Below are 24,561 nucleotides of genomic sequence, written 5' to 3'. Positions count from 1 at the left end.
ACCGCGCGCTGGGAGATGGCATGCGTGCGGCGCATGGTTTCTAATCGGGCATTCCCGCCCGCAAGGATGCGTCGTGCGATTGCCCGGACTGGACCTGCTGCGTGCCCTGGCCATCGTCTGGGTGATGCTGTTCCACAGCTACCTGGTTGGCGGACTGGGGCCGGTCGGGGATGCGTTCGCGCGGCATGGCTGGATGGGCGTGGACCTGTTCTTCGTGCTCAGTGGATTCCTGATCGGACAGCAGGTGCTGGCGCCGCTGTCGCGGGGCGAGCCATTGCGCTTTGGCGACTTCTACCTGCGCCGGGCCTTCCGCATCCTGCCGGCGTACTGGGTGGTGCTGGCGCTCTACCTGGCCTGGCCCGGCTTTCGCGAGCGAGAGCAGATGGCGCCGTGGTGGCACTACGCGCTGTTCGTCTACAACCTGCGTTATGCCCCAGGGCAGGATGTGTTCGCGCAGGTGTGGTCGCTGTGCGTGGAAGAACACTTCTATCTGGTGTTCCCGCTGCTGGCCTGGGCTTGCAGCGGGCGGCTGAGCTGGCGTGGATTCGGTTGGGCATGCGCGGTGGTGGTGGCCGCCGGCGTCGTACTACGTGGCGTGATCTGGGTCCACGACGCGCAGCTGCAGGTGGCCAGGGGCGGCACGGCGGCGGACTGGTTCGGCCGCGACCTGTACTACCCGACCTGGAATCGACTCGACGGCCTGTTGTCGGGCGTGATGCTGGCCGCCTTGCGTGTGTATCGCCCGGTGCGCTGGGCATCGCTGCAGGTGCACGCTAATGCCGCGTTGCTGCTCGGGTCGCTGGGCGTGGGGTTGGCGCTGTGGTCGTTCTGGTCGCGCCTGAGTCCGGTCGGCAACACGATCGGCTGGCCGCTGCTGTCTGCGGGGATGGCCTTGCTGGTCTTCGCCGGCGCCTCGCCGCACAGCTGGATCGGTGCGCGCCCGGTACCCGGGATGGGCTGGTTGGCGCGCGTGTCCTACAGCCTGTATCTCACCCACACCGCCGTGGCCGGCCTGGTGCATCGGCATCTGGGCCCCTGGGTCGACGGCCACGGCGTGCTGAGTTTCGTCGCGTATGCCAGTGCCTCCCTCGCTGGCGGTGCGCTGCTGTACTACACCGTCGAACGCCCGGGCTTGCGGCTGCGCGCGCGCTGGCTGGCGCGGCGACGTGACCCACAGGACGTGTCCCCCAGGCCGGGCTTCCAGAATGCGCGCGAGCCGGCGACCCCCGGTCGCCCCGGTTTGTCGCGCACGATGCACGATTGAGCGCAACATCGCGCCCGATCGCTGGCGTGTGCGGCGCACCTGGGCTCCAATGTGCAGCATCTTCTGTCGTGAGCGCCCCTTTGCCAGATCGTTCTCTCGCTCTCCTGTCGAGGATGCCCAGGACCGGGCAGCTGGCACGGGTGCAGCCGTCCTGGTCGTTGGTCTGGGTGGCGGCCCTGCCCATGGTGGTGTGCATGCTGATCATGGGCATGCTGGCCTTCAGCCCGCGTGGGGCGATCTATCGCACGCTCTATCTGGCAGCTTGCCTGGTCTGGTTCCCAGTCCTGGCCGCGCTGCAATGGCGCGTGTGGCGCCGGAACTGGTCGGCCTGGCGCTGGATCGGGCTGATCCTGGTGGTGACCTACGCCATGTCGGTCGTCAACAACGTGCTGGGCATCGCGATGTCGCAGGCGTTGGCCTGGCAACCGGAGCGTCGCTGGTCCCGGCTGTCCCTGTTCGGTGGGCTGGATGACTGCTGGTGGGCGCTGCTCGCCTTCTGTGCGTTACACGCGCTGGTCGTCCACACCATTGCGCTGCAGCGTGAACAGAGCCGGTTGCGCGACATGGAACTGGTGGCCAGGGAGGCCGAGCTGCGCGCCCTGCGTCAGCAGCTGCAGCCGCACTTCCTGTTCAACGCGTTGAATGGAATCTCGACCCTGGTGGCCGACCGGCGTCATGAGGCGGCGCTGCGGATGATTGCCGATCTGGCCAGCTTGCTGCGCACCACGCTGGATGCGCCAGCGCACGAGGTGCCACTGGCCGAGGAAATCGCCCTGACCCAAACCTACCTGGCGATCGAGCAGGCGCGGCTGGGCGAGCGCTTGAAGGTGCAATGGGACATTGGCCCTGACGTATTGGCGGCGCGTGTGCCTTTTTTGCTGCTGCAGCCGCTCGCCGAAAACGCCATCCGTCATGGCATCGCCCGCCGTCGTGAGCCAGGGCGCTTGTCCATCAAGGCGACATGCGAGGGCGAGCGTCTGCACCTGCGCGTGGAGAATGAAGGTGTCGACGCCGCCGCCGATATGGCGACCGCCCCGCCCGCGGGCCCGGTTGGTCAGGCCAATCTCGTCAGCCGCCTGAAGCAGCTGTATCCGGGCGCGTACGCGTTTCAGGCCCGGCGGCTCGGGATGTCGGATTACCGCGTGGAGATCACGATCCCGTTCACTGGGTTCAAAGAGCAGGACGCCGGCACATGATGTCGGCACCCATTCGCGCCATGATCGTGGACGATGAACCCTTGGCGCGGCGAGGCATCGCGCTGCGACTTGGACAGTGTCCGGATTTCACACTGATAGGCCAGTTTGGGGACGTGGAGGCGGCGACCGTGTGTCTGGATCAGCAACGCCCCGATCTGGTGCTGCTCGATATCCAGTTGCCCGGCCGGTCCGGACTTGAGTGGATTCGTAGCCTGGCGCCGGCCCAGCGGCCACACGTCATCCTGCTCACCGCCCACGCGCAGTTTGCGCTTGAGGCATTCGCCCTGGACGCCATCGACTATCTGCTCAAGCCCATCGACGATGAGCGTTTCGACGATGCGCTGGCTAGGACGCGGCGGCGGCTGAGGTCGGTTCCGGAGGCGCGTGCGGATGTCGGCGGCGAGGCCGGACTGACGCGAGCGCCGGAACGTTATGCCGTCCGTGTCGGGCATGTGGTGCGCTGGATCGCGCTGGTGGATCTGCGTTGGGTCCAGGCAGATGGCGATTACGTGCAACTGCATACCGCGCAAGGACACGGGCTGTTGCGGCGTTCCCTTCAACAGTTGCAGGCGGAGCTGGAGCCGAAAGGTTTCGTCCGTGTGCACCGCTCGACCCTGGTGCGCGTGGAGGCGGTTGCCGAGTTGCGTGCGTTGACCAACCGCGATGCGCTGGTGCGGACCCAGGAAGGCGCGGTGATCCGGGTCAGTCGGACCTATGTGGATGGACTGCGCGCGCGACTGCAGGGCGGACGGACATGACCCGGACGCCGAGCCCCGCACAGGGACATCTTCCAGGCCTGGATGTGTTGCGCGCCATCGCCATCGTGTGGGTGATGTTCTTCCACTCCTGGGTGGTCGGTGGACTGGGGCCGGACTGGCGCTGGCTGTCCTACTACGGCTGGATGGGGGTGGACCTGTTCTTCGTGCTCAGCGGCTTCCTGATCGGACAGCAGGTGCTGGCGCCGCTGTCGCGGGGCGAGCCGTTGCGCTTTGGCGACTTCTATCTGCGCCGGGCCTTCCGCATCCTGCCGGCGTACTGGGTGGTGCTGGCGCTGTACGTGCTGGTCCCGGCCTGGAGCGAGGCGCCGTTGATGGAGCCGCTTTGGAAGTTCGCGCTGATGGTGATGAACCTGGACAACGACTACAGCCGCTCGGCGTTCTCGCACGCCTGGTCGTTGTGCGTGGAAGAGCATTTCTACCTGGTGTTCCCGCTGTTGGCCTGGGCATTGATGCGCCGGCCGGCGGTGTGGAAGGTGAGCGTCCTGGCCACCTGCGTGGTGGTCGGCGGCGTCGCGCTGCGGAGCGGGATCTGGCTGCACGACACCGCGGCCGAGGCGGCGGGCGCGCCACAGCGCAACTGGTTCGTCGAGGATCTGTACTACCCGACCTGGAACAGGCTCGATGGCCTGCTGTGCGGCGTGCTGCTGGCGACGTTGAAGGTGTTCCGGCCGGCGCTGTGGGCACGCGCGCAGGCCAAGGCGAATGGGGTGCTCATGCTGGGCCTGGCCGTGATGGCACTCGCCTTCTGGCTGACACGGGCCCGTGTCGATCTGATGTCCAACGCCCTGGGCTGGCCGGTGCTGTCGGCTGGGCTGGCGCTGCTGGTATTCGCCGGGGCTGCGCGTGGCAGCCTGATTGGGCGCTGGCAGGTGCCGGGCGTGGGCTGGCTGGCGGGGATCTCCTACAGCCTGTACCTGGTGCACAAGGCGGTGTTCAAGCAGGTCCAGCTGCACCTGGGCGATGCCATCGCCGGCCTGGGCGTGGCCCAGGTACTGGTCTACGGCGGGGCCGCGCTGCTGGTGGCGGCCGTGCTGTATTACGCGGTGGAACGGCCGGGCCTGCGCCTGCGCGGCCGGGTGCTGGGCACGCGCAGGCCGCCGGTCGTGGCCCGCGAGACGGCCTGAGCCGCGCGTGGGATCAGGCCGTCACGGGTTGCGCGCGACCTGGAAGCCAGCGAAGGACTGGCTGACCGGCATGATCTCCAATCGGTTGATATTGAGGTGCGCCGGCAGGTTCGCTACGTAGAAGATCTGCTCGGCGATGTCCTGCGCGGTCATCGGGCTGGCGCCCCCGTACAGCGTGTCCGAGGCGGCCTGGTCGCCGCCGGTGCGCACCAGGGTGAACTCGGTTTCGGCCATGCCCGGCTCGATGCTGGTCACGCGCACGCCGGTGCCGTGCAGGTCGCTGCGCAGGCCCAGCGAGAACTGCTTCACGAACGCCTTGGTGCCGCCGTAAACGTTGCCGCCGGTATACGGATAGCTCGAGGCCACCGAGGCGATGTTGATGATCGCGCCCTTGCGCGCGATGAGCGCGGGCAGCAGGCGGTGGGTGAGCGTCACCAGGGCGGTGATGTTGGTCTCGATCATCTGCCGCCACTGGGACAGGTCCGCGTCCTGGGCCGGCTTGGTGCCCAGTGCCAGGCCCGCGTTGTTCACCAGGACGTCGATGTCGGTGAACTCCGTGGGCAGCGATGCCATGGCGGCATCCATCGCTGCCGCGTCGCGGATATCGAATGCGGCGGCGTGGACGACGTCGCGGCCGAAGGCCTCGACCAGGGGCGCCAGCCGTTCCTGGCGGCGGCCGGTGGCGATCACTTTCCAACCGGCCTTGGCGAACAAGTGCACGGCAGCAGCACCGAAGCCGGACGTGGCACCGGTGATCAGGACAGTCTTGGACATGCAGGAACTCCTAGCGAAGCAGCGGGAACGGGCGCGATCGATGCAGCGCGGCGCCGGCCAGGGCGCCCAGCGCTGTGGCCAGCAGTTGCAGGCCGAAGCCGAGCGCGTAGCTGCGCAGCACCATCTGACCGACCAAGCTTAGGGGGCTGTGCGGCATCGTCGTGTGTGCGATCTGGACCAGCAATCCGGTCGCCACCAGCTGCAGCACCAGGACCAGCACCACGGCCACCGGCAGGAAGCGCCGCCCGGCGATCCATCCGCCCAGCGCCATGCACAGGGCCAGGATCACGCAGCTGGCCGGTTGGACGAAGCTGTTGCCACCCAGCTCCAGCATCAACAGGCGGCCCGGCAACAGGCGTGCGGCGAGGAAGCCCAGCGCGAAATCCAGGGCGAAGGCGATCGCCGCCGCCACCACGATGCGCCGGCGCGGGCTCATCGCAGCCCGGCTCACCGGGCCTTGATCGCCATCGCCGGCAGTCCGCTGGCGCTGAGCTTGCGCTTGGCCTCGGCCAGTTCGCTGGCGGTGCCGTACGGTCCCATGCGCACCCGGTAGACGGTCTTGCCGCCGGACTGTCCGGATTCGACCCGCGCGCTCAGGCCGAGCATCGCGATCTTGGCCTTGGTCGCCTCGGCATCGCCGGAGGCGCTGAAGCTGCCGGCCTGCAGGATGTAGGCGACATCGCCGGCGGCGCTGGCCACGGCATTGGACTGGGCCGCGGCGGCGACCGAGGTCGGGGCAGGCGAGGCGCTGGGCGTCTTGGTCATCTCGTCCAGCGGCGTGGGCTGCTGGGAGGCCAACGGGGCCGCATCCGGGTTGGGCTTGCCGTTGCCGAGGGCCTTGTCGTCCTTGGCCGCTTCGGCCTGCTGGGTCAACGCCGCGCGCGCCTTGCGCTCTTCCTCGGCCCGCGCGCTGGCGGCCAGTTCGGCGTCGGACATCTGCACTTCGCGGCCCGGCAGCAGGGTATAGAAATCGTACTGGGTGGGCTTGTCGGCCGGCTTGCTGGGCTTGGTCTTGCCGGCGGTGGTGGCCGGGCCGTCCTCACTGGCCACCGGGGGCGGCAGCTCGTCGTCGCTGGCGGCCGCGGCAGGCTGGGCGTCGGGATTCGGGCGCGGACGCACGAAGTCGTTACCGTCCTTCTTCAGCAGGCCCGGCACGATGAAGAAGGCGGCCGCGCCCAGCACCAGTCCTGCAATCAGCCAGACCCAGCCGGGCGTGCCGTGGCTGGTGTTGCGCTTGGCCTGGGATTTCCCGCGTTTTGCCGGCATCGGTGTGTTCGTCTCTTGAAAGGGGTTACATGCGCTCGGGCGCGGAGACGCCCAGCAGCTCCAGACCGTTGGCCAGGGCCTGGCGGACCGCGCAGGCCAGGGCCAGGCGGGCGTTGCGGGCGTGGGCATCGTCGATGAGGATCGGCTCGCCGTCGTACCAGGCCTGGAAAGCATAGGCCAGCTCGCGCAGGTACTGCGCGATGGCGTGCGGTTCCAGCGATAGGCCAGCGGCCTCGACCACTTCCGGATAGCGCGACAGCTCCACCATCAGCGCGATGGAGGACGCGTCGGTCAGCGACGGCAAGGCGGCGATGCCGGCCGCCTGGTCATAGGCCGCATAACCCTTCTCCTCGACCCGGCGCAGCAGGCTGCACACGCGGGCGTGGGCGTACTGGACGTAGAAGACCGGGTTGTCCTTGCTCTGCTCGCGGGCCAGGTCGATGTCGAAGGTCAGCTGCGAATCGGGCTTGCGCGCGATCAGGAACCAGCGCGTGGCATCCGCGCCGGCTTCCTCGATCAGGTCGCGCAGGGTCAGGTAGCTGCCGGCGCGCTTGGAGAGCTTCACCTCCTCGCCGCCGCGCATCACCGTGACCATCTGGTGCAGCACGTATTCGGGCCAGCCCTTGGGGATGCCGACATCCAGGGCTTGCAGGCCGGCGCGCACGCGCGCCAGCGAGCCGTGGTGGTCGGCGCCCAGCTCGGTGATCGCACGCTCGTAGCCGCGCTGCCACTTGGACAGGTGGTAGGCCACGTCCGGCAGGAAATAGGTATAGGTGCCGTCGGACTTGCGCATCACGCGGTCCTTGTCGTCACCGAAATCGGTCGAGCGCAGCCACAGTGCGCCGCCTTCCTCGTAGGTGTGGCCCGAGGCGTTGAGCTTGGCGACGGTCTCGTCGACCTTGCCGTCGTTGTAGAGCGAGCTTTCCAGGAAATACACATCGAAGCCCACCCCGAACGCGGCCAGGTCGGCGTTCTGTTCGCGGCGCAGGTAGGCCACAGCGAAGCGGCGGATGGCATCGAGGTCCTCGATGTCCGCCGCACCGGTGATGGTGTGGCCTTCGATTTCGATCGCATCGCCGCGCAGGTAGGCGGCGGCGACGTCGGCGATGTAGTCGCCGTTGTAGGCGGCCTCCGGCCAGTCGGCGTCGCCGGGCTTGAGCCCGTGCAGGCGCGCGGAGGTGGACTTGGCCAGGTTCTCGATCTGCACGCCGGCGTCGTTGTAATAGAACTCGCGCTTGGCGTTCCAGCCGTTGGCGGCCAGCACGCGCGCCAGGCAGTCGCCGATCACCGCGGCGCGGCCATGACCCACGTGCAGCGGGCCGGTCGGATTGGCCGAGACGTATTCCACGCCCACCGTGCGGCCGGCGCCGGAGGCGTTGCGGCCGTACTGCGCGCCTTGGGTCAGCGCGGCCACGGCCTCGCGCTGATAGGCGGCGTTGGCCAGATGAAAGTTGATGAAGCCCGGGCCGGCGATCTCGACCTTGGCGATGTCGTCGCTGGCCGGCAGCGCGTCGACCAGCGCTTGGGCCAGGGCGCGCGGATTGGTGCGCGCCGGCTTGGCCAGCAGCATGGCCGCATTGGTGGCGAAGTCGCCGTGTTCGCGGGTCTTGGGGCGCTCGACCGTGAAGTCCGGGGTGGCGGTCTCGGCAGGCAGGGTGCCGGCCTGGCGCAGGGCGTCGATGCCCTGGTCGATGAGGGCGCGGAGTTCGGATTTCACGTGGGAGGTCACTGCGGCAAACGCGGGACCGCGCATTTTAGCGCAGACCGGGCCGCGCGCCGGCCCGCCTGAATGGCTTCGAGGTCCTCGCGGACAGGACGCCGTGGTCAGACCCAGCCGCGCGCGGCCAGCGAGACCGGCGGGCCATCGGCGATCACGAAATGGTCCAGCAGGCGCACGTCGACCAACGCCAGCGCCTCTTTCAGGCGCGCGGTGACCGCGCGGTCGGCGGCCGAGGGCTCGGGGTTCCCGCTGGGGTGGTTGTGGCCGACGATCACGGCCGCGGCGTTGTGGGCCAGCGCCCGGCGCACGACTTCGCGCGGATGGACCTCGGCGGCGTCCACGCTGCCGCTGAACAGTTCCTCGAAGGCCAGGGCCCGATGCCGGGTGTCCAGGAACAGCGCGGCGAACACCTCGCGCGGCTGCGCCCGCAGCTTCAGCGCGAAATAGCGACCGGCCGCGTGCGGGTCGGTCATGGCCTCGCCGCGCTCCAGGCCGGCCGCCAGGTGGCGCTGGCCCAGCTCCAGCGCGGCGGCCAGCTGGCAGGCGCGCGCCGGTCCCAGCCCCGGCAGCCGGGCCATGGCCTTGGGGCTGCGGTCCAGCAGTCCCCGCAGCGGGCCGTGGGCGCCGAGCAGGTCGCGCGCGGTCTGCACCGCGTCGCGCCCGGGCAGGCCCGAGCCGAGGAAGATCGCCAGCAGCTCGGCGTCGGACAGGGCGCCGGCGCCGCGCGCCAGCAGTTTTTCGCGGGGGCGCTCGTCGACGGGCCAGTCGCGGATGTGCATGGCGGGTCCTTTGCCGGGCGGCCGCCTCCGTGCGGCCTCATGCCCACTGTGCGTGCGTCGGTGCCCAGGCGCTATCAGGGCGCGCGGGGCGGTCGGGTAAGCTGTCGGCCTGTTTCGGTTCGGAAAAATCTGACGTGGCCCAGGCCCTGGAAGGACAACGCATCCTGTTGTGTGTCGGGGGTGGCATCGCCGCCTATAAATCTCTGGAACTGGTGCGCCGGCTGCGCCAGGCCGGCGCGCAGGTGCAGGTGGCCATGACCGCCGGGGCGCAGCAGTTCGTCACCCCGCTGAGCTTCCAGGCCCTGTCCGGCCAGCCCACCCGCACCAGCCTGTGGGACAGCGCCGCCGAGGCGTCCATGGGACACATCGAACTGGCGCGCTGGGCCGACCGGGTCCTGATCGCCCCGGCCACCGCCGACCTGCTGGCCCATCTGGCGCACGGCCTGGCCGACGACCTGGTCACCACGCTGGCGCTGGCGACCACCGCGCCGATCACCGTGTGCCCGGCGATGAACCACATCATGTGGGGGCATGCCGCCACTCAGGCGAATGTCGACACCTTGCGCGCCCGTGGCGTGCAGGTGATCGGTCCGGAAGACGGCCCGCTGGCCGAGGGCGAGTCCGGGCCGGGGCGCCTGAGCGAGCCGGAGGCCATCGTGACCGCCCTGGCTGGGCGGTCGGCCGACTCCGCGCCGGTAGCCATGGTGTCCGATGGCCCGCTGTCGGGCCTGCACGTGCTGGTCAGCGCCGGGCCGACCTACGAGGACCTGGACCCGGTGCGCTACCTGGGCAACCGCAGCAGCGGCAAGATGGGCTTTGCCGTGGCCGAGGCGGCGGTGCGTCGCGGAGCCAAGGTCACCCTGGTCGCCGGCCCGGTGAACCTCAAGACCCCGTCGGGCGTCACCCGGATCGACGTGCGCTCGGCCGCGCAGATGCGCGCGGCGGTCTTCGACGCGCTGCCGGCGGATATCTACATCGGCGCGGCCGCCGTGGCCGACTACACCCCCCGGGTGCCGGCGCCCAACAAGATCAAGAAGTCCAGCGAGTCGCTGGCCCTGGACCTGGTGCGCACGCCGGACATCCTGGCCGAGGTCGCCGCTTCGGAGGAGCCGCTCAAGCTGGTGGTCGGTTTCGCCGCCGAGACCGAGCGCGTCGCCGACTACGCGCGCGGCAAGCTGGCGGCCAAGCGCCTGGACATGATCGTGGCCAACCGCGTGGGCATTCCCGACGGCGGTTTCGAAAGCGATCGCAATGCGATGACCGCCTTCTGGAAGGATGGTCAGCGCGAGTTCCCTTCGGCCCCCAAGACCGAACTGGCCGATGCGCTGGTCGAACTGATCCAGGAGCGCCTGACCGCATGAGCCTGCCCATGGAAGTGAAACTGCTCGACCCGCGCTTCGGCGACAGCTGGCCGCTGCCGGCCTATGCCACCGCCGCGTCTGCCGGGATGGACCTGCGCGCGGCCCTGGAAACGTCGCTGACGCTGGCCCCGGGCGAGTCGGCGCTGGTCCCCAGCGGCATCGCCATCCACTTGGGCGATCCCAACCTGTGTGCCGTGGTGCTGCCGCGCTCGGGCCTGGGGCATCGCCACGGCATCGTGCTGGGCAACGGCACCGGCCTGATCGATGCCGACTATCAGGGCCCCCTGCTGATCAGCCTGTGGAATCGCAGCGCGGAGTCCTTCGTGATCCAGCCCGGGGACCGCGTCGCGCAGTTGGTGGTGTTGCCCATCGCGCGCGTTCAGTTGAAGATCGTGGATACTTTCGTAGAAAGCGCGCGTGGAGAAGGGGGCTTTGGCCACACGGGCGTCCGCTGACAGGGGCAGATGTACGCATGGCCGGATCGAAACTGGGGAACGCCAAGCAGGATTCGACGCAGAAGATCCTGCTGCTGTCGGTCCTGTTGATACTGCTGGCTGGATGGTTCGGCTGGAGTGGCTGGGTGCAGATGCGCGAGGACGCGCGCCATGACGCGCTGATCGAAGCACGCGATGCCGCGGTCACCGCGCTGACGCAGACCATCAAGCGTCAGACCGATCGTCTCAACGAGCGCGTGGCCAGCCCGGCCATGCAGGCCGCCGTGGCGGCCGATGACACCGTGGCCGTCGGCGCGGCCATCCAGAGCGGCTGGCCGGAGGTGCAGAGCGTGGCCCTGCTGCCGATCGAGCTGCAGCAGGCCTATGCCGATGCGGCCACGTTCGGCTACAGCCGCCTGGCGCTGCTGGAGTCGGCCGCACAGGCCAAGGGTGCGGTGGTACGCGCCGTGCGCGATGGCAAGGACACCGGCCTGGGCATGGCGGTGCCGGTGAGTTCGCGCTTGCTCTATGTGCGCCTGCCGATCACCCTGCTGACCGGCGCGCTGGACCAGGCCCGCGTGTCTGACGCCTACCTCGGCCTGCGGCAGGGAGACTACACACTGCGCGAGATCGGGCAGACCGATCTGTCCGGCAGCGCCGATGCGCTGTCACGCCCGGTGGGTAGCTCCGGTCTGCGCGTGGTCGCGGGATTGCCGGCCAAGACCGAGGGTCCGATGGGTCTGGGCGCGATGCCCTGCCTGATCGTGGCGGGGCTGCTGGTGGTGCTGGCCATCCTGGTGGCGCTGCTGGCCATGGGCCGGCTCAAGGTGCCCAAGCTGGCGCGCAAGGGCGCAGGCGAGGAAGAGGATTCGGGCCTGACCCTGGGCCAGGCCCTGCAGGTCGGGGCGTCTGCGCCGCCCTCGCCGGGCGCGCCCGGGACCCCCGCCGAGACCCCGGCCGCCGCAGCCGCGAGCGCCGAGGCCGCTGTCGTGGCCAAGGCCGCGCGTTCGGTCACGGTGGATCCGGGCATCTTCCGCGCCTATGACATCCGCGGCGTGGTCGGCAAGACCCTGAGCGTGCCGGTGGCCGAACTCATCGGCCAGGCGATCGGCTCGGTGATGGCCGAGCAGGGCCTGACCGAAGTGGTCGTGGCCCGCGACGGCCGCCTGTCCGGCCCGGAAATGTCCTCGGCCCTGATCGAAGGCCTGCGCAAGGCTGGCCGCGATGTGATCGACATCGGCATGGTGCCCACGCCGGTGGCGTACTTCGCGGCGTTCCACCTGCGCACCGGCACCTGCGTGGCGGTCACCGGCAGTCACAACCCCCCGGACTACAACGGCTTCAAGGTCGTGATCGGCGGCGAGACCCTCTCCGGCGCCACCATCACCGACCTGTACTCGCGGATCAGCGAGAACCGTCTGCACAGCGCCGAGCGCGGCAACCTGCAGCAGCGCGAAGTGGCCGAGGACTACGTCCAGCGCATTGCCGAGGACGTGCAGCTGGCCCGTCCCCTCAAGGTGGTGGTCGATGCCGGCAATGGCGTGGCCGGCGAGCTGGCACCGATCCTCATGGAGGCGATCGGCGCCGAGGTGGTGCCGCTGTATTGCGACATCGACGGCACCTTCCCCAACCACCATCCCGATCCGAGCGAGCCGGACAACCTCAAGGACCTGGAACAGACGGTCAAGCGCTTCGATGCCGATATCGGCCTGGCCTTCGACGGCGATGGCGACCGGCTCGGCGTGGTGACCAAGGCCGGCCGCGTGGTGTTCCCCGATCGCCTGCTGATGCTGTTCGCGGCCGACGTGCTCGAGCGCAATCCCGGTGCGATGGTGATCTACGACGTCAAATGCACCGGTGGCCTGCAGGGCTGGGTCCTGCGCAACGGCGGGACGCCGCTGATGTGGCAGACCGGGCATTCGCTGATCAAGGCCAAGATGCGCGAGACCGGCGCCGAGCTGGCCGGTGAGATGAGTGGCCATTTCTTCTTCCAGGAGCGCTGGTACGGGTTCGACGACGGCCTGTATGCGGCGGCGCGTCTGCTGGAGATCCTGGCGGCCCGCGACGAGACCCCGGACGAGGTGCTCGACGCCTTACCCGACAGTGTGTCGACTCCCGAGATCAAGGTCCCGGTCGCCAGTGGGGATGCGCATGCGATCGTCGAGCAGTTCCTGGCGTCGGCCCAGTTCGATGGCGCGCGGCTGTCCACCATCGATGGCCTGCGCGCGGACTGGGACGACGGCTGGGGTCTGATCCGGGCATCCAACACCACGCCGATCCTGGTCCTGCGCTTCGAGGGAGAGAACACCGCCGCGCTGGAGCGGGTCCGCTCCGCCTTCCGCGAGCAGCTCAAGGCCGTCGCGCCGGACCTGACGCTCACGTTCTAGCCGAGCCTGGTAGGGCCGAGCGGGCCGAGCGGCAGCCGACCAGAGCTGCCGCTGATGTGACTGCAGAAGGCGAGCCGCGCTAGCGTGGGGATTTGATGCACGGCGACAGCCCCGGCGACCCCAGGCAGAGCGTCGGCGCGACGTGCTCCTTGGGCTGTGCCATCCACAAGCCCGCCGTGGCTATCACGGCGATGCCAAGCACGGCCACGGTCTCGCGGCTCGCTGGAACCCGGGACGCACATAGTGACCACAGGCAGCGGCGGGGGCGTGGGCCAGCTCTGGTGGTGGACGCACTGCTGCAGTCTCGCCTGGGCGATGGCGTCGACCTGTCTGGCGGCGTGCGGGCCGTCCTGGTGCAAGGTCTCCTCCCTGAGACGCTGGTCCGGCGCTGGGATCAGCCGGTCGGCGTGCTGCCGCTCTTGAGTTCCCGGTAGCGCTGCAGCGTGTCCTGGACCTCGCTGCTGAGTTCACGGCGCTGCTGTTCGAAGCTCTGCAGCAGCGCCTGCTGGCGCATCAGTTCGAGGTGGCGTTGGCGGATCTCATCGGCCAACTTGGCGTTGACCGGCTTGCTGGCTAGCTCGGCGCTGCCGGCCTGTTGCAGCTTGCTGACCAGGCCGTCGCGCAGACTGGCGACGTTGTAGCGGGCCGTGTCCACACTGTTGTCCACGATCGAGGTGCGTTCGTCGAAGACGCGCTTGAGCTGCTCTTCATTGGGATAGGACAGCAGCATGGCCTGCTCGGTGCGCCGACGGGTGTCCTCGGCGGCCTTGTCGGCCCGGGCCTGTGCGGCGGCGGCGGCGGCCTCGGCGCGCTCATCGGCACTCATGGCCTGATCCACTTCGCCCACGCGCATCCCGCTCTTGGCGCTGAACTCGTCGCGGGCACTGTTCACCTGGTCCGGCGGCAGCGCATCGCTGCAGGTACGACCGCTCTTGGGGTCGTTCCAGCAGTAGAGCTTCTTGGGCTTTGCCTTGTCCTGCGCGGCTTGTGCCGGCAGGGCCGTCGCCGCCAGCGGAATCAGGAGCAGAGCGAGGATGGACCTGGACATGAGACAGCCCCCTGCTGTCGGTTACGTCGCGGCCGAGCCGTAACGGGCCCGATAGGCCAGCAACTGCTCGCGATGGCCGACAAGTTCGGCGTTTTCCCCGGCGAATGCAAGCAGGTCCTGCAGGCTGGCCACGGCGATCACCGGCACGCCGGTCTCGGCGGCTACGCTCTGGGCGGCAGAGCGCCGCTCGCCGGCCTCGTTCAGGATTTCCTGGCGGTCCAGCGCCACCACGATGCCGGCCGGGCGGCCGCCGGCGGTGTCGATCAGGGCCAGGGCCTCGCGGATGGCGGTGCCTGCGGTGATCACGTCGTCGACGATCAGCACCCGGCGCTCGTCCAGCGGCGCGCCGATCAGGGTGCCGCCTTCGCCATGGTCCTTGGCCTCCTTGCGGTTGAAGGCCAGCGGCAGATCGCGCCCGCGGCGGGCAAATTCCACGCCCAGCGCCGTGGCCAGCGGGATGCCCTTGTAGGCAGGCCCAAACAGCAGGTCGAACTCGACGCCCGCCGCCTCGATGGCATCGGCATAGCAGACGGCCAGCTCGGCCATGGCCGCGCCACTGTCGAAGCGCCCGGCGTTGAAGAAATACGGGCTCAGGCGCCCGGACTTGAGGGTGAACTCACCAAAGCGCAGCGCGTTGGCGCGCAGGGCCAGCTGCAGGAAGCGCGAGCGATGGTCGGACATGGCGGACAGGCCTGGAAGTGGGGGGCGCGAAAGGGTAACAGGCAGCGCACCGGTCGCTGGACGGTATGCTGGGGGCTTGTCCGCTGCTCCAGACTTGTCAGACCTCATGCGCATCATCAGCTTCAACGCCAACGGCCTGCGTTCGGCCGCCTCCAAGGGCTTTTTCGACTGGTTCAACGAGCAGGACGCCGACGTGCTGTGCGTCCAGGAGACCAAGGCCCAGGAGCACCAGCTCACCGGGCCGGCGTTCCTGCCGGCCGGCTACAAGGCCTGGTTTCGCGACGCCACCACCAAGAAGGGCTACTCGGGTGTGGCGATCTACAGCCGCCGCGAGCCGGACGAAGTGCGCACCGCGCTGGGCTGGGAGGCCTTCGACGAGGAGGGGCGCTACATCGAGGCGCGCTACGGCAACCTGAGCGTCGTGTCGTTCTATATCCCGTCCGGCTCGTCGGGCGAGGTGCGCCAGGACTACAAGTTCAAGGTGATGGACTGGCTGCGGCCGATCCTGGATCAGTGGCTGGCCAGTGGCCGCGACTACGTGCTGTGCGGGGACTGGAACATCGTGCGCAGCGCGCTGGATATCAAGAACTGGAAATCCAATCAGAAGAACTCCGGCTGCCTGCCACCGGAGCGCGACTGGCTCAACGGCCTGTGCGCCGACCAGGCAGCCGATGCCGACCTGGCCAGTGGGCGCGGCTGGGTCGATGTCTATCGCGCGCTGCATCCGGCCGGTGAGGACTACACTTGGTGGAGCAATCGCGGCCAGGCCCGGGCCAACAACGTGGGATGGCGCATCGATTACCAGTTCGCCACCCCGTCCCTGCGTGAGCGTCTGCAGGGCTGCGCGATCTATCGGGCCGAACGCTTCTCCGACCATGCGCCGTTCATCGTGGACTACGCGCAATGAGCGATCGCAAGGCGCCTGCCCCGGCGCGGCGCTACAAGGGCTGGCGTGGCATCCGCGACGCCTTCGGCACGCCCTCGGCGCTGACCATGGCCCTGTTGGGCTTCGGCAGCGGCCTGCCGTTCCTGCTGATCGCCTCGCAGACCCTGTCCACGCGCCTGCGCGACGTGGGCCTGCAGCTGGGCGAGATCGGCCTGATCAGCCTGGCCAGCTTCTTCTACCTGCTCAAGTTCGCCTGGGCGCCGCTGATCGACCGCTACCGGTTGCCGCTGCTGGCCGGGCTGGGCCGACGTCGCTCGTGGCTGCTGGCTGCGCAGGTCCTGGTCACCGTCAGCCTGTTCGCCCTGGGCGCGATGCGTCCGGAGCTGGGTGTGGGCGGGCTGGTGGCCTGGGTGCTGGTGGGGTCCTTCGCCGGGGCGACGCAGGATTCGGTGGTCGACGCCTACCGGATCGAGATCGCGCCGGAGAGCGCGCAGGCCGCGCTGGCGGCGACCTACATCCTCGGCTACCGCGTGGCGCTGATCGTCAGCGGTGCCGGCGCGCTGTACCTGGCCCAGTTCGAGGGCTGGCGCATCGCCTACTTCGGTATGGCCGCGCTGATGCTCATCCCGGTGCTCACCACGCTGCTCAGTCGTGAGCCGGTGCAGCCGGAGGCCACCGTGGTGCGCCGGATCGACTTCGCCGGGGCGTTCTGGCAGCCGATCGTGAGCTTCTTCACCACCAATGGCTGGAAGCTGGCGCTGGGCCTGCTGCTGTTCGTCGGGCTGTACAAGTTTCCGGACCAGGTGATCGGGGTGATGGCCGGCCCGTTCTACCTGGACTCGGGCTTCACCAAGGCCGACATCGCCACGGTCTCCAAGCTGTTCGGGGTGTGGATGAGCATCGTGGGGGCCTTCGGCGGGGGCGTGGCGATCGCCGCCTTCGGCTTCCGGCGGATGCTGCTGGTGGCGGCGCTGGCCGTGGCCCTGTCCAACCTGGCCTTCCTGCTGATGGCCCAGCACCCGGGACAGCTGTGGGCCTTCTACGCGGCGTTGAGCGCGGACAATTTCTCGCAGGGCTTTGCCGGCACGGTGCTGGTGGCGTTCATGTCCTCGCTGACCGACCGCAATTTCACCGCGACCCAGTACGCCCTGCTGGTCTCATTGGCCAATCTGCCGGGCAAGTTCGTGGGCGGCGTGTCGGGCTATATCGTCGAGGCGACGTCCTATTCAGCCTTCTTCACCCTGAGCGCGCTGACGGTGATCCCCACCCTGGGCTTGCTTGCGTGGCTGTGGCGTCGTATCAAGGAGCCCGAATCCAGGACAGGCGCTGCCCCCGAAGCCCATGACCGACCTGCTCATCCGTGACCTCGACCCAATCCTGACCGACCGCATCCAGCGGGTGTCGGCCGCCCGTGGCTGGAGCATCCCCGAAACCATCATCCGTTTGCTCGAACACGGACTGTTCTCGGTCGAGTCCGAGGTTCGTGGAGGCTTCAGCGATCCCGAAGTCAGCGCCCTGTCCGACGCCATTGCCGCCCTCAGAGCCGTGCCGCAGGGCGCGACGTTCTGAAGCCTCAGGTGGCGGTCGCGCCCATGCGTCGCGACCGCAGCATTCAGGCGCGAACGCGCACTGGCTCGGCGGCGCGTGCCAGTTCGGCCTGGCCGTGCAGGTAAACGGCGCAGGCCACGCGCAGCATCGAGGCCAGATTGGACACGCCGCCCTTGTCGGCGGTGACCTCGTCATAGAGCTTGCTGATGAAACGCGCGGTCGTCATCGACTGATCCGCGGCGAGGAGATCGAGGATGCCCCAGAACTCGTTCTCGAGCCGCACGCTGGTCACGTAACCCTGCAGGCGGACCGAACGGGTGGTGCTCTCATAGCGCGACGGCTCGGTCGACGCATAGACATGACACATCGAAAACTCCTGGCGTTGAGGTATGGCTGTGCTCGCGATGTCGCGACGCAGCATGCCGCGCCGCAGTCAAGGCACCTTAGCACCGGGGCATGAACCGACGTATGCGACCTAAGTCGCTGTAGTACGTCGCTGTTACCCGCCTCATGCCCAGGGCGCTTAGCGTGGACGGCATGGCGAGGCAGTCGCTGCATCGCCGCCCATCGATGGGGTGGCCGGTTGGCCTCGCATCGGAACGACACCTCGGGAGGGGTTGCACGATGTCCGAACTTCAACTCACGCGTCGGCGGTTCCTGCGCAGAACCGGCGGGATGCTGGCAGGCACGCTGCTGTTCGCCGCGGGACCTGTGGCGCTGCTTTCACCCTCGCGCAGCTGGGCGCTGCCCATGCAGGCCTTCGACGAGACGCAGGGCAAGGTGCTGCTCACCTTCACCCGCCACCTGTATCCGCACAAGGACATGGAGGATGCGGTCTACGCCCTGGTGGTCAAGGATCTGGACGCGGCGGCGGCCAAGGATCCAGCGGTGCGCAAGCTGCTGCTGGAGGGCGTGACCCAGCTAGACCGGGACGGTGCCTGGCTCAAGGCCAGCCCGCAGGCGCAGGCGGACAAGGTGAAGGCATTGGCGGGCACGCCGTTCTTCGAGAAGGTGCGCTCCACCGCCGTGGTGTCCCTTTACAGCAACGACATGGCCTACGCGTACTTCGGCTACGGCGGCGCAGAAGGCGACGCCGGCTACATCTTCCGTGGCTTCAACGATCTGACCTGGCTGCCCGATCCACCGCTGGCCGCGAGCGGCCCGGTGCCGACGGTCTAGCGCGCACCGCGCGCTTCCTTCCAGACACAGATCAGGAGACATCGCCATGGGCGAATACGACAACAAGAAGACCTACGCCAACACCGACGACAGCGTGGTGGTGGTCATCGGGTCCGGCGCCGGCGGCGGCACCCTGGCCAACGAACTGGCCCAGAAGGGCATCGATGTGGTGCTACTGGAAGCTGGGGCCCTGCACACCCCGGGCGACTTCATCGCCGATGAGTGGCCGTCCTTCCAGCAGCTCGCCTGGACCGACATGCGCACGGTCACCGGCGACTGGCGCGTGGCACGCGACTTTCCCAACCTGCCGGCTTGGATCTGCAAGACCGTCGGCGGCACCTCGGTGCACTGGGCCGGCGCCAGCTTGCGCTTCGATGCGCACGAGTTTCGCGCGCGCAGCACCTATGGCGACCTGGACGGTGCGCAACTGCTCGACTGGCCGGTAACGCTGGAAGAGATGGCGCCGTACTACACGCTGGCCGAGAAGAAGATGGGCATCACCCGCACCGAAGGCCTGCCTGGCCTGCCGGGCAACAACAACTTCAAGGTGATGTACAATGGCGCGACCAAGGCCGGCTACAAGGACGTCAGCACCGGTCGCATGGCGATCAACCCGGTGGTGCGCGATGGGCGCACGCACTGCATGCAGCGTGGGTTCTGCTTCCAGGGCTGCCGTTACAGCGCCAAGTGGTCGACGCTGTATACCGAGATCCCCAAGGGTCTGGCCACCGGGCACCTGGAACTGCGTACCGGCGCGCATGTCTCACGCATCGAGCACGATGCCAGGGGCGAGGTCAGCGCGGTGGTGTACTTCGACAAGGACGGCAAGGAACAGCGCCAGAAGGCGCGCATCGTCGCGGTGGCCGGCAACTCCATCGAGACCCCGCGCCTGCTGCTGAATTCGGCCTCCGGCACCTTCGATACCGGCCTAGCCAACAGCTCCGACCAGGTCGGCCGCAACTACATGCGCCACACCACCGGTAGCGTCTGGGGCGTGTTCGACGAGCCGGTGCACATGTTCCGCGGCACCACCATGGCCGGCATCGTGCGTGACGAAGCCCGGCATGATCCATCGCGCGGCTTTGTCGGTGGCTACGAACTGGAAACCATCTCCCTGGGACCGGCGTTCATGGCGGCGTTCTTCAATCCGGGCGGCTGGGGCTCGGAGTTCACCGAGGCCATGGACAGCTATGCGCGAATGGCGGGGATGTGGATCGTTGGCGAGGACATGCCTCGAGCGAGCAACCGGGTGACCCTCAACGGCGACGTGAAGGATCAGTGGGGCATTCCGGTGGCCAACGTGCACTACGACGACCATGCCAATGACAACGCGATGCGCGAGCATGCGTTCAAGGCGGGCGAGAAAATCTACATGGCTGCCGGCGCCAAGCGCACCTATCGCACGCCGCCTTATCCGTCCACGCACAACCTGGGCACCTGTCGCATGAGTGCCAAGGCGGCCGATGGGGTGGTGAACAAGCATGGCCAGAGCCATGACATCGCCAACCTGTTCGTGTCCGACGGCAGCCAATTCACCACCTCGGCCGCGGAAAACCCGACGCTAACGATCGTGACCCTGGCCATCCGCCAGGCCGAGTACATCGCCGCGCAGATGCAGGCACGCGCCGTGTAGGCCGGCTCACCCGCGCCGCGCAGCGTGGCGCCCCACCGCTTCGACTTACGGCTCCATCCGGCGTTTCCGCGCCGGGCGCGGCCGCGTGTTCCCCCGCTGAGCAAAAGGAAACCCTCCAATGAATGCAGCAAGCTCCAATCGCGTCGCCCTGGTCACCGGTGCCGGTCGCGGCATCGGCAAGGCCATCGCCCTGCGCCTGGCCGACGATGGCCTGGATGTGGCGATCAACGACGTCCCCGCCAACCAGTCCCTGGCCGAGAAGACCGCCGAGGAGATCCACGCCAAAGGCGTGCGCAGCACCGTTGCCTTGGCCGACGTCTCCAAGGAGGCCGATGTGACCGCGATGGTCGATGCGGTGACCAAGGACCTGGGAAAGCTGGACGTGATGGTCGCCAACGCCGGCATCGCCAACGTCACCTCGCTGCTGGAGGTCGATGTGGAGACCTGGGACCGCATCATGTCGGTCAACCTGCGCGGGGCCTTCCTGTGCTACACGGCCGCGGCGCGGCAGATGATCAAGCAGGGCGGTGGTGGCAAGATCATCGGTGCTGCCTCGATCGTGGCCTATCGCCCGTTCGCGCTGCTGGGCCCGTATTCGGCTTCCAAGTGGGGCGTGCGGGGCCTGACCCAGGCCGCGGCCATGGAGTGGGCCAAACACAAGATCACCGTCAACGCGTATTGCCCGGGCATCGTCGGGACCGACATGTGGGAACTGATCGACGAGAAGCTCGCCTCCGAGGAGGGCATGCAGAAGGGCGAGGCACTCAAGAAGTATTCCGAGGCCATTGCGCTGGGGCGTGTCTCGGTGCCCCAGGATGTCGCACAATTTGTGTCCTATCTAGCCTCGCCCGATTCGGACTACATGACCGGCCAGTCGGTGATGATCGACGGCGGGATCCAGTTCTCCTGATCGCGGCTTGCGCCGTCCGTGGCCCGCTTCCTCCCCCAACGCCGCACCGTTTGCCTGGGCGACACGCCTCTGCAGCGGGTTGTGCCAAAACTTAAGGATCCCCCATGACCTTCACTTCCGAATCCCACCCCGGCGTCAAGCCGCCGACCGCCGACACCGAAGGTTTCGTGCTCAACCACACGATGCTGCGGGTCAAGGACCCGGCGGTGTCGCTGGCCTATTACACGCATGTGTTCGGCATGAGCCTGCTGCGCAAGCTCGACTTCCCGGAGATGAAGTTCTCGCTTTACTTCCTGGCCCGGCTCAATGACGAGGACCAGGTGCCTGAGGATGTCGGCGCACGCACCAGTTGGACCTTCGCCCAGCGCGGGATCCTGGAGCTGACCCACAACTGGGGCACCGAGGACCAGGCCGATTTCGCCTACCACGACGGCAACGCGCAGCCGCAGGGCTTCGGCCACATCTGCTTTGCCGTGCCGGATCTGGCCAAGGCGGTGCAGTGGTTCGACGACAACAGGGTTCAATACGTCAAGCGGCCCGAGCAGGGCAGGATGAAGGACGTGGCCTTCGTGAAGGACCCGGACGGCTACTGGATCGAGATCGTCCAGCCCAGCCTTAACGCCAATCTGGGCCGTTGATCCGGACACCGTGCGCTGCACCCCAAGGGGTGTAGCGCTCCCGAAGGAAACTCAAGGCTTACGCGGGGTAGAGCGCGCCCAGCACGCGCAGGCCCTTGGCGCCACTGACACTGGGAAGGTTGCCCGGTCGGCCGGCCAGGGTTTCGCGGGCCAGCCAGGCAAAGCCCATCGCCTCCACGTAGTCCGGATGCAGGCCGTGGACCTCGGTCGACTCGACCGTCATGCCGACCAGGCGCAAGGCCAGGCGCTGCATCAGCAGCGGATTGTGGACACCGCCTCCGCAGACCATGACCCGCTTGGTCTCGGCCTGGGTCGCGCGCAACGCCTCGGCGACGGTCAGTGCGCTCAGCTCCACCAGCGTGGCCTGCACGTCGGCCGGCGCCAGCGTCGCGTCTCCCAGCTTGGCGTCCACCCAGTCCAGGTGGAACTGCTCACGTCCCGTGCTCTTCGGCGGAGGAAGGGCGAACCAGGGCTCGTCCAGCAGGCGCTCGAGCAGGTCGGCATCGACCTGGCCACTGGCCGCAAACGCGCCACCCGCGTCGAAGGCCTGTCCGGTGTGGCGCTCGCACCAGGCATCGAGCAGGGCATTGGCCGGGCCGGTGTCGAATCCACGGATCTCGCCCTGGCTGGGCAGCAAGGTCAGGTTGCCGATGCCGCCCAGGTTCAGCACCGCGCGGTCTTCCTGGGCGCTGTGCAGCATGGCGGCGTGGAAGGCGGGCATCAGTGGCGCGCCATGCCCGCCAGCGGCCACGTCGCGGCGGCGGAAATCGGCCACCGTGGAAATGCCGGTGCGCTCTGCAATCACGTTGCCGTCGCCCATCTGCCAGGTGAAAGGGAAGGCCCCTTCAGGGCGATGGCGGACGGTTTGCCCATGCGATCCGATCGCGCGCACCTGCTTGGGTTCAAGCCCGGCCTGAGAGACCAGGCGTCCGGCGGCATGGGCAAAGGCCAGGGCCACCTGCACGTCCAGCTCGCCCAGTTCGTCCAGCGAAGTCGCCTCGCCGCCCTGGCCCAGCTCGATCAGGCGGGCGCGCAGCGCGTCGTCCCAGCGATAGGTGCGGCCCAGCACGAGCTGCGGATCGGGGTCGAAGCGGACCAGGGCCGCGTCGATTCCGTCGGCACTCGTTCCGGAGATCAGGCCGAGATAGAGGTCGCCTGGCGCGGCCTTGCGCGCCAGCGGTCCGCCGGCACGTGGCGCGCCTGGCGGAGTCACTGTTTGGAAAGGGGGCTGTGCGAGGCGTCCAGCGCCTGGGCCAGGCTGACCTTGCCCTGCGATGGCGCCGGCGCGGCATCGGCATAGATCGCGCTTTCCACCGTGCGGATCCGTGCCATTGCGCTGGAGGTCTGGGTCTTGAACTGGGCCAGCACCTTGCCCGACAGCGGCTCCGGCGGCGGCATGGTGACCGTCAGCGGGTTGCGGTGCACGCCGTTGACGCGGAATTCGTAGTGCAGGTGCGGACCGGTCGCCAGTCCGGTCATGCCCACGTAGCCGATGACCGTCCCCTGGGCGATCCGCTCGCCGCGGTGGATCTTGGCAAAGCGCGACATGTGTCCGTACAGGGTGGTGCGGCCGCGGCCATGATCCAGGATCACGACGTTGCCATAGCCACGCTGCTGCCCGACGAACTGCACGCGCGCGTCACCGGCGGCCATGATCGGCGTGCCGCTGGCGGCCGCGTAGTCCACGCCCTTGTGCATCCGCATCTTGCCCAGCACCGGATGGTGGCGCGCGCCAAAGCGCGAACTCAGCCGCGCGTAGGGAATCGGCATGCGGATGAAGCTCTTCTTCAGCGGGCGACCGTTGGCGGTGAAATACTGCGCCTGGCCGCCCGGCGGCGTGAAGCGGAAGCCTGAATGCAGCTTGCCGTCCACGGTGAAGGTCGCCGCCTGCACCGGACCGGTGGCCACCAGCTGGCCTTCGCGCCAGGTCTGCTCGACCACCACGCTGAAGCGGTCGTCAGCGTCCAGGTCGGAATTGAAGTCGATGTCGTACTTGAAGATGTCGTCGGTCAGCGCGTTGATGTTGGCCGCGGTCAGTCCCGCCTTGCGCGCAGAGCGATTGAGCGAAGTGCCCACGCGCCCGCTGAGCACGGCGGTGCGCGTGCTGACGTCGCGCTTGATCACCCTTTCGGCAACCGCGCTGTCGGTCACGTCGAGCTGGACGCGCGTGGCCATGTCCCGGTCGTAGCGCAGCGCACGCAGCGCGCCGCCCTGCGGCAGATCGAAGGCCAGCTCATCGCCCGGATGCAGGTGGCTCAACGCCTGGGCCGCATCCTTGTTCTCCAGGATGCGCGCCAGGGTGGAGGCCGGCACGCCCATGTCCTCGAACATGCCGCTGAGCGTCTGACCGGGGCGCACGCTCACGGTCATCCAGTTATCGGGAAGGGCCGCGCTGGCCTTGTCCGCATCGAGCGGCGGCAGCGCCAGTGGCAAGGTGGCCAATGGCTTGATCGTCGGCTGCATGGCCGTCGAGAAGCCCGGCACGATCGTCGCCACCATGATGCCGATGGTCGTGAACAAGGAGGCATGGATCCACTGCCGACGCGTCCAGCGACCCTTGGGCAGGTGCCGGGTCACGTGCTGATGGATCGCCGATTCCCTGAGAACTTCCAGTCTTTCGCGGAAACGCTGCTTATTGCGGCGGCTGCCGTCCCCCGGTATCTGCATCGATGTCTTCACCCTGGGGCCCAAGAGGAAGGCCCAATCCGGCTACCATAGACAGGCGGGAAGTGCAGGTCAAACCTTTGAGCCGATTGGATTTTTCGTCCAGATCGTCGTTAACCTTGGTTTAACCGTACGTTCAAGTTTGTCGTCACGGCCCGCCTGTCTTCATTCATTCAGGAAGTCACGTGTCACACGCGGAAGCATTGCAACTGATCGGTCGTGGGGCCGATGAAATCCTCAAGCTCGAAGAACTCGAGCAGCGCCTGCGCACCGGCCGGCCGCTGCGGATC

General features: G+C 68.2%; 24 protein-coding genes and 1 pseudogene (1 of these 25 only partly in view). 15 read left to right on the top strand and 10 right to left on the bottom strand.

The window, feature by feature from the left end; translation table 11 throughout:
- Nucleotides 1-73 precede the first annotated feature (73 nt).
- The 4 genes and pseudogenes from PJ250_RS04985 to PJ250_RS04970 form a co-directional block, all read left to right on the top strand.
- Nucleotides 74-1,144, top strand: a pseudogene (locus PJ250_RS04985) (acyltransferase); the annotation flags it as partial.
- Between the two features lie 233 nt (nucleotides 1,145-1,377).
- Nucleotides 1,378-2,460 (top strand): sensor histidine kinase, encoded by a 1,083-nt coding sequence (locus PJ250_RS04980; RefSeq protein WP_271647440.1) that lies wholly within the window; start codon nucleotides 1,378-1,380, stop codon nucleotides 2,458-2,460.
- On the top strand, nucleotides 2,457-3,218 hold the full coding sequence (locus PJ250_RS04975; RefSeq protein WP_271647439.1) for a LytR/AlgR family response regulator transcription factor: 762 nt from the start codon (nucleotides 2,457-2,459) through the stop codon (nucleotides 3,216-3,218). The genes PJ250_RS04980 and PJ250_RS04975 overlap by 4 nt, the downstream gene beginning before the upstream one ends.
- Nucleotides 3,215-4,363: an acyltransferase family protein gene (locus PJ250_RS04970; RefSeq protein ID WP_271647438.1), complete on the top strand. Its 1,149-nt coding sequence runs from the start codon at nucleotides 3,215-3,217 to the stop codon at nucleotides 4,361-4,363. Before PJ250_RS04975 ends, PJ250_RS04970 begins: the two co-directional genes overlap by 4 nt.
- A 21-nt stretch (nucleotides 4,364-4,384) precedes the next feature.
- Here the strand turns inward: PJ250_RS04970 and PJ250_RS04965 are convergent, their stop codons facing one another.
- From PJ250_RS04965 to radC, 5 genes are all read right to left on the bottom strand, one after another.
- On the bottom strand, nucleotides 4,385-5,137 hold the full coding sequence (locus tag PJ250_RS04965) for an SDR family NAD(P)-dependent oxidoreductase (protein ID WP_271647437.1): 753 nt from the start codon (nucleotides 5,135-5,137) through the stop codon (nucleotides 4,385-4,387).
- Between the two features lie 10 nt (nucleotides 5,138-5,147).
- On the bottom strand, nucleotides 5,148-5,573 hold the full coding sequence (locus tag PJ250_RS04960; RefSeq protein WP_271647435.1) for a hypothetical protein: 426 nt from the start codon (nucleotides 5,571-5,573) through the stop codon (nucleotides 5,148-5,150).
- Between the two features lie 11 nt (nucleotides 5,574-5,584).
- Nucleotides 5,585-6,403: an SPOR domain-containing protein gene (locus tag PJ250_RS04955; RefSeq protein WP_271647434.1), complete on the bottom strand. Its 819-nt coding sequence runs from the start codon at nucleotides 6,401-6,403 to the stop codon at nucleotides 5,585-5,587.
- Between the two features lie 25 nt (nucleotides 6,404-6,428).
- Nucleotides 6,429-8,120 (bottom strand): arginine--tRNA ligase, encoded by a 1,692-nt coding sequence (gene argS, locus PJ250_RS04950; protein ID WP_271647433.1) that lies wholly within the window; start codon nucleotides 8,118-8,120, stop codon nucleotides 6,429-6,431.
- Nucleotides 8,121-8,227: 107 nt separating this feature from the next.
- Nucleotides 8,228-8,902 (bottom strand): RadC family protein, encoded by a 675-nt coding sequence (radC, locus tag PJ250_RS04945; RefSeq protein WP_271647431.1) that lies wholly within the window; start codon nucleotides 8,900-8,902, stop codon nucleotides 8,228-8,230.
- Between the two features lie 134 nt (nucleotides 8,903-9,036).
- Here radC and coaBC point away from each other — a divergent pair, with 134 nt between their 5' ends.
- The 3 genes from coaBC to PJ250_RS04930 are packed head-to-tail and all read left to right on the top strand — an operon-like array spanning nucleotide 9,037 to nucleotide 13,084.
- The gene (coaBC, locus tag PJ250_RS04940; protein WP_271647430.1) at nucleotides 9,037-10,263 is read left to right on the top strand and encodes a bifunctional phosphopantothenoylcysteine decarboxylase/phosphopantothenate--cysteine ligase CoaBC; all 1,227 of its coding nucleotides are present in this window, start codon (nucleotides 9,037-9,039) and stop codon (nucleotides 10,261-10,263) included.
- Nucleotides 10,260-10,718 carry a dUTP diphosphatase gene (dut, locus tag PJ250_RS04935; RefSeq protein ID WP_271647429.1) on the top strand — a complete coding sequence of 153 codons (459 nt, stop codon included), beginning with the start codon at nucleotides 10,260-10,262 and terminating at the stop codon, nucleotides 10,716-10,718. The genes coaBC and dut overlap by 4 nt, the downstream gene beginning before the upstream one ends.
- A 17-nt stretch (nucleotides 10,719-10,735) precedes the next feature.
- On the top strand, nucleotides 10,736-13,084 hold the full coding sequence (locus PJ250_RS04930) for a phosphomannomutase/phosphoglucomutase (RefSeq protein ID WP_271647428.1): 2,349 nt from the start codon (nucleotides 10,736-10,738) through the stop codon (nucleotides 13,082-13,084).
- A 394-nt stretch (nucleotides 13,085-13,478) separates the two neighbouring features.
- On the opposite strand, the gene PJ250_RS04925 is transcribed toward PJ250_RS04930, so the two are convergent.
- Together PJ250_RS04925 and pyrE are read right to left on the bottom strand one after the other, a co-directional pair.
- On the bottom strand, nucleotides 13,479-14,132 hold the full coding sequence (locus tag PJ250_RS04925; protein ID WP_271647427.1) for a hypothetical protein: 654 nt from the start codon (nucleotides 14,130-14,132) through the stop codon (nucleotides 13,479-13,481).
- 21 nt (nucleotides 14,133-14,153) lie between these two features.
- On the bottom strand, nucleotides 14,154-14,813 hold the full coding sequence (gene pyrE, locus PJ250_RS04920) for an orotate phosphoribosyltransferase (protein ID WP_271647426.1): 660 nt from the start codon (nucleotides 14,811-14,813) through the stop codon (nucleotides 14,154-14,156).
- A gap of 106 nt (nucleotides 14,814-14,919) precedes the next feature.
- Between pyrE and PJ250_RS04915 the strand changes: the two genes are divergently transcribed.
- From PJ250_RS04915 to PJ250_RS04905, 3 genes are read left to right on the top strand one after another with little or no spacing between them, the layout of a single operon-like run.
- Complete coding sequence (locus PJ250_RS04915; protein ID WP_271647425.1) at nucleotides 14,920-15,720, top strand: exodeoxyribonuclease III; 801 nt, start codon at nucleotides 14,920-14,922, stop codon at nucleotides 15,718-15,720.
- Complete coding sequence (locus PJ250_RS04910; RefSeq protein ID WP_271647424.1) at nucleotides 15,717-17,063, top strand: AmpG family muropeptide MFS transporter; 1,347 nt, start codon at nucleotides 15,717-15,719, stop codon at nucleotides 17,061-17,063. Before PJ250_RS04915 ends, PJ250_RS04910 begins: the two co-directional genes overlap by 4 nt.
- Nucleotides 17,041-17,268: a hypothetical protein gene (locus PJ250_RS04905; protein WP_271647422.1), complete on the top strand. Its 228-nt coding sequence runs from the start codon at nucleotides 17,041-17,043 to the stop codon at nucleotides 17,266-17,268. The genes PJ250_RS04910 and PJ250_RS04905 overlap by 23 nt, the downstream gene beginning before the upstream one ends.
- Before the next feature lie 43 nt (nucleotides 17,269-17,311).
- Here the strand turns inward: PJ250_RS04905 and PJ250_RS04900 are convergent, their stop codons facing one another.
- Nucleotides 17,312-17,614 carry a ribbon-helix-helix domain-containing protein gene (locus PJ250_RS04900; protein ID WP_271647421.1) on the bottom strand — a complete coding sequence of 101 codons (303 nt, stop codon included), beginning with the start codon at nucleotides 17,612-17,614 and terminating at the stop codon, nucleotides 17,312-17,314.
- 257 nt (nucleotides 17,615-17,871) lie between these two features.
- On the opposite strand from PJ250_RS04900, the gene PJ250_RS04895 reads away from it, so the two are divergent.
- The 4 genes from PJ250_RS04895 to gloA all read left to right on the top strand — a co-directional run bounded on the left by PJ250_RS04895 (nucleotide 17,872) and on the right by gloA (nucleotide 21,607).
- Complete coding sequence (locus tag PJ250_RS04895) at nucleotides 17,872-18,426, top strand: hypothetical protein (RefSeq protein WP_271647420.1); 555 nt, start codon at nucleotides 17,872-17,874, stop codon at nucleotides 18,424-18,426.
- 46 nt (nucleotides 18,427-18,472) lie between these two features.
- The gene (locus tag PJ250_RS04890) at nucleotides 18,473-20,059 is read left to right on the top strand and encodes a GMC family oxidoreductase (RefSeq protein ID WP_271647419.1); all 1,587 of its coding nucleotides are present in this window, start codon (nucleotides 18,473-18,475) and stop codon (nucleotides 20,057-20,059) included.
- 118 nt (nucleotides 20,060-20,177) lie between these two features.
- Nucleotides 20,178-20,969 (top strand): acetoin reductase, encoded by a 792-nt coding sequence (locus PJ250_RS04885; RefSeq protein WP_271647418.1) that lies wholly within the window; start codon nucleotides 20,178-20,180, stop codon nucleotides 20,967-20,969.
- 104 nt (nucleotides 20,970-21,073) lie between these two features.
- On the top strand, nucleotides 21,074-21,607 hold the full coding sequence (gene gloA, locus PJ250_RS04880; RefSeq protein WP_271647417.1) for a lactoylglutathione lyase: 534 nt from the start codon (nucleotides 21,074-21,076) through the stop codon (nucleotides 21,605-21,607).
- Nucleotides 21,608-21,665: 58 nt separating this feature from the next.
- Here gloA and PJ250_RS04875 read toward each other — a convergent pair whose 3' ends face one another.
- Nucleotides 21,666-22,784 carry an anhydro-N-acetylmuramic acid kinase gene (locus tag PJ250_RS04875; RefSeq protein ID WP_271648533.1) on the bottom strand — a complete coding sequence of 373 codons (1,119 nt, stop codon included), beginning with the start codon at nucleotides 22,782-22,784 and terminating at the stop codon, nucleotides 21,666-21,668.
- A 32-nt stretch (nucleotides 22,785-22,816) separates the two neighbouring features.
- On the bottom strand, nucleotides 22,817-24,274 hold the full coding sequence (locus PJ250_RS04870; protein ID WP_271647416.1) for a M23 family metallopeptidase: 1,458 nt from the start codon (nucleotides 24,272-24,274) through the stop codon (nucleotides 22,817-22,819).
- A 182-nt stretch (nucleotides 24,275-24,456) separates the two neighbouring features.
- Here PJ250_RS04870 and tyrS point away from each other — a divergent pair, with 182 nt between their 5' ends.
- Nucleotides 24,457-24,561 carry the beginning of a tyrosine--tRNA ligase gene (tyrS, locus tag PJ250_RS04865; protein ID WP_271647415.1) on the top strand. Its footprint extends 1,104 nt past the window's final position, so only the first 105 of its 1,209 coding nucleotides appear in the window; the start codon lies at nucleotides 24,457-24,459; the stop codon falls past the right edge of the window.

This window comes from Pseudoxanthomonas sp. JBR18 (genome assembly GCF_028198165.1).
Lineage (GTDB): Bacteria > Pseudomonadota > Gammaproteobacteria > Xanthomonadales > Xanthomonadaceae > Pseudoxanthomonas_A.
The sequence above is the reverse complement of the archived record's forward strand: the minus strand, read 5'-3'. Positions and strand labels throughout refer to the sequence as shown.

Bases quoted from the DNA above. Each gene is read 5' to 3' on its own strand.
- PJ250_RS04870 (WP_271647416.1), bottom strand. From the start codon at position 24,274: ATGCAGATACCGGGGGACGGCAGCCGCCGCAATAAGCAGCGTTTCCGC.
- PJ250_RS04915 (WP_271647425.1), top strand. From the start codon at position 14,920: ATGCGCATCATCAGCTTCAACGCCAACGGCCTGCGTTCGGCCGCCTCC.
- PJ250_RS04895 (WP_271647420.1), top strand. From the start codon at position 17,872: ATGTCCGAACTTCAACTCACGCGTCGGCGGTTCCTGCGCAGAACCGGC.
- PJ250_RS04970 (WP_271647438.1), top strand. From the start codon at position 3,215: ATGACCCGGACGCCGAGCCCCGCACAGGGACATCTTCCAGGCCTGGAT.
- PJ250_RS04930 (WP_271647428.1), top strand. From the start codon at position 10,736: ATGGCCGGATCGAAACTGGGGAACGCCAAGCAGGATTCGACGCAGAAG.
- PJ250_RS04885 (WP_271647418.1), top strand. From the start codon at position 20,178: ATGAATGCAGCAAGCTCCAATCGCGTCGCCCTGGTCACCGGTGCCGGT.
- PJ250_RS04960 (WP_271647435.1), bottom strand. From the start codon at position 5,573: ATGAGCCCGCGCCGGCGCATCGTGGTGGCGGCGGCGATCGCCTTCGCC.
- PJ250_RS04890 (WP_271647419.1), top strand. From the start codon at position 18,473: ATGGGCGAATACGACAACAAGAAGACCTACGCCAACACCGACGACAGC.
- PJ250_RS04905 (WP_271647422.1), top strand. From the start codon at position 17,041: ATGACCGACCTGCTCATCCGTGACCTCGACCCAATCCTGACCGACCGC.
- PJ250_RS04955 (WP_271647434.1), bottom strand. From the start codon at position 6,403: ATGCCGGCAAAACGCGGGAAATCCCAGGCCAAGCGCAACACCAGCCAC.
- PJ250_RS04925 (WP_271647427.1), bottom strand. From the start codon at position 14,132: ATGTCCAGGTCCATCCTCGCTCTGCTCCTGATTCCGCTGGCGGCGACG.
- radC (WP_271647431.1), bottom strand. From the start codon at position 8,902: ATGCACATCCGCGACTGGCCCGTCGACGAGCGCCCCCGCGAAAAACTG.
- PJ250_RS04910 (WP_271647424.1), top strand. From the start codon at position 15,717: ATGAGCGATCGCAAGGCGCCTGCCCCGGCGCGGCGCTACAAGGGCTGG.
- pyrE (WP_271647426.1), bottom strand. From the start codon at position 14,813: ATGTCCGACCATCGCTCGCGCTTCCTGCAGCTGGCCCTGCGCGCCAAC.
- PJ250_RS04975 (WP_271647439.1), top strand. From the start codon at position 2,457: ATGATGTCGGCACCCATTCGCGCCATGATCGTGGACGATGAACCCTTG.
- gloA (WP_271647417.1), top strand. From the start codon at position 21,074: ATGACCTTCACTTCCGAATCCCACCCCGGCGTCAAGCCGCCGACCGCC.
- PJ250_RS04965 (WP_271647437.1), bottom strand. From the start codon at position 5,137: ATGTCCAAGACTGTCCTGATCACCGGTGCCACGTCCGGCTTCGGTGCT.
- PJ250_RS04900 (WP_271647421.1), bottom strand. From the start codon at position 17,614: ATGTGTCATGTCTATGCGTCGACCGAGCCGTCGCGCTATGAGAGCACC.
- dut (WP_271647429.1), top strand. From the start codon at position 10,260: ATGAGCCTGCCCATGGAAGTGAAACTGCTCGACCCGCGCTTCGGCGAC.
- PJ250_RS04980 (WP_271647440.1), top strand. From the start codon at position 1,378: ATGCCCAGGACCGGGCAGCTGGCACGGGTGCAGCCGTCCTGGTCGTTG.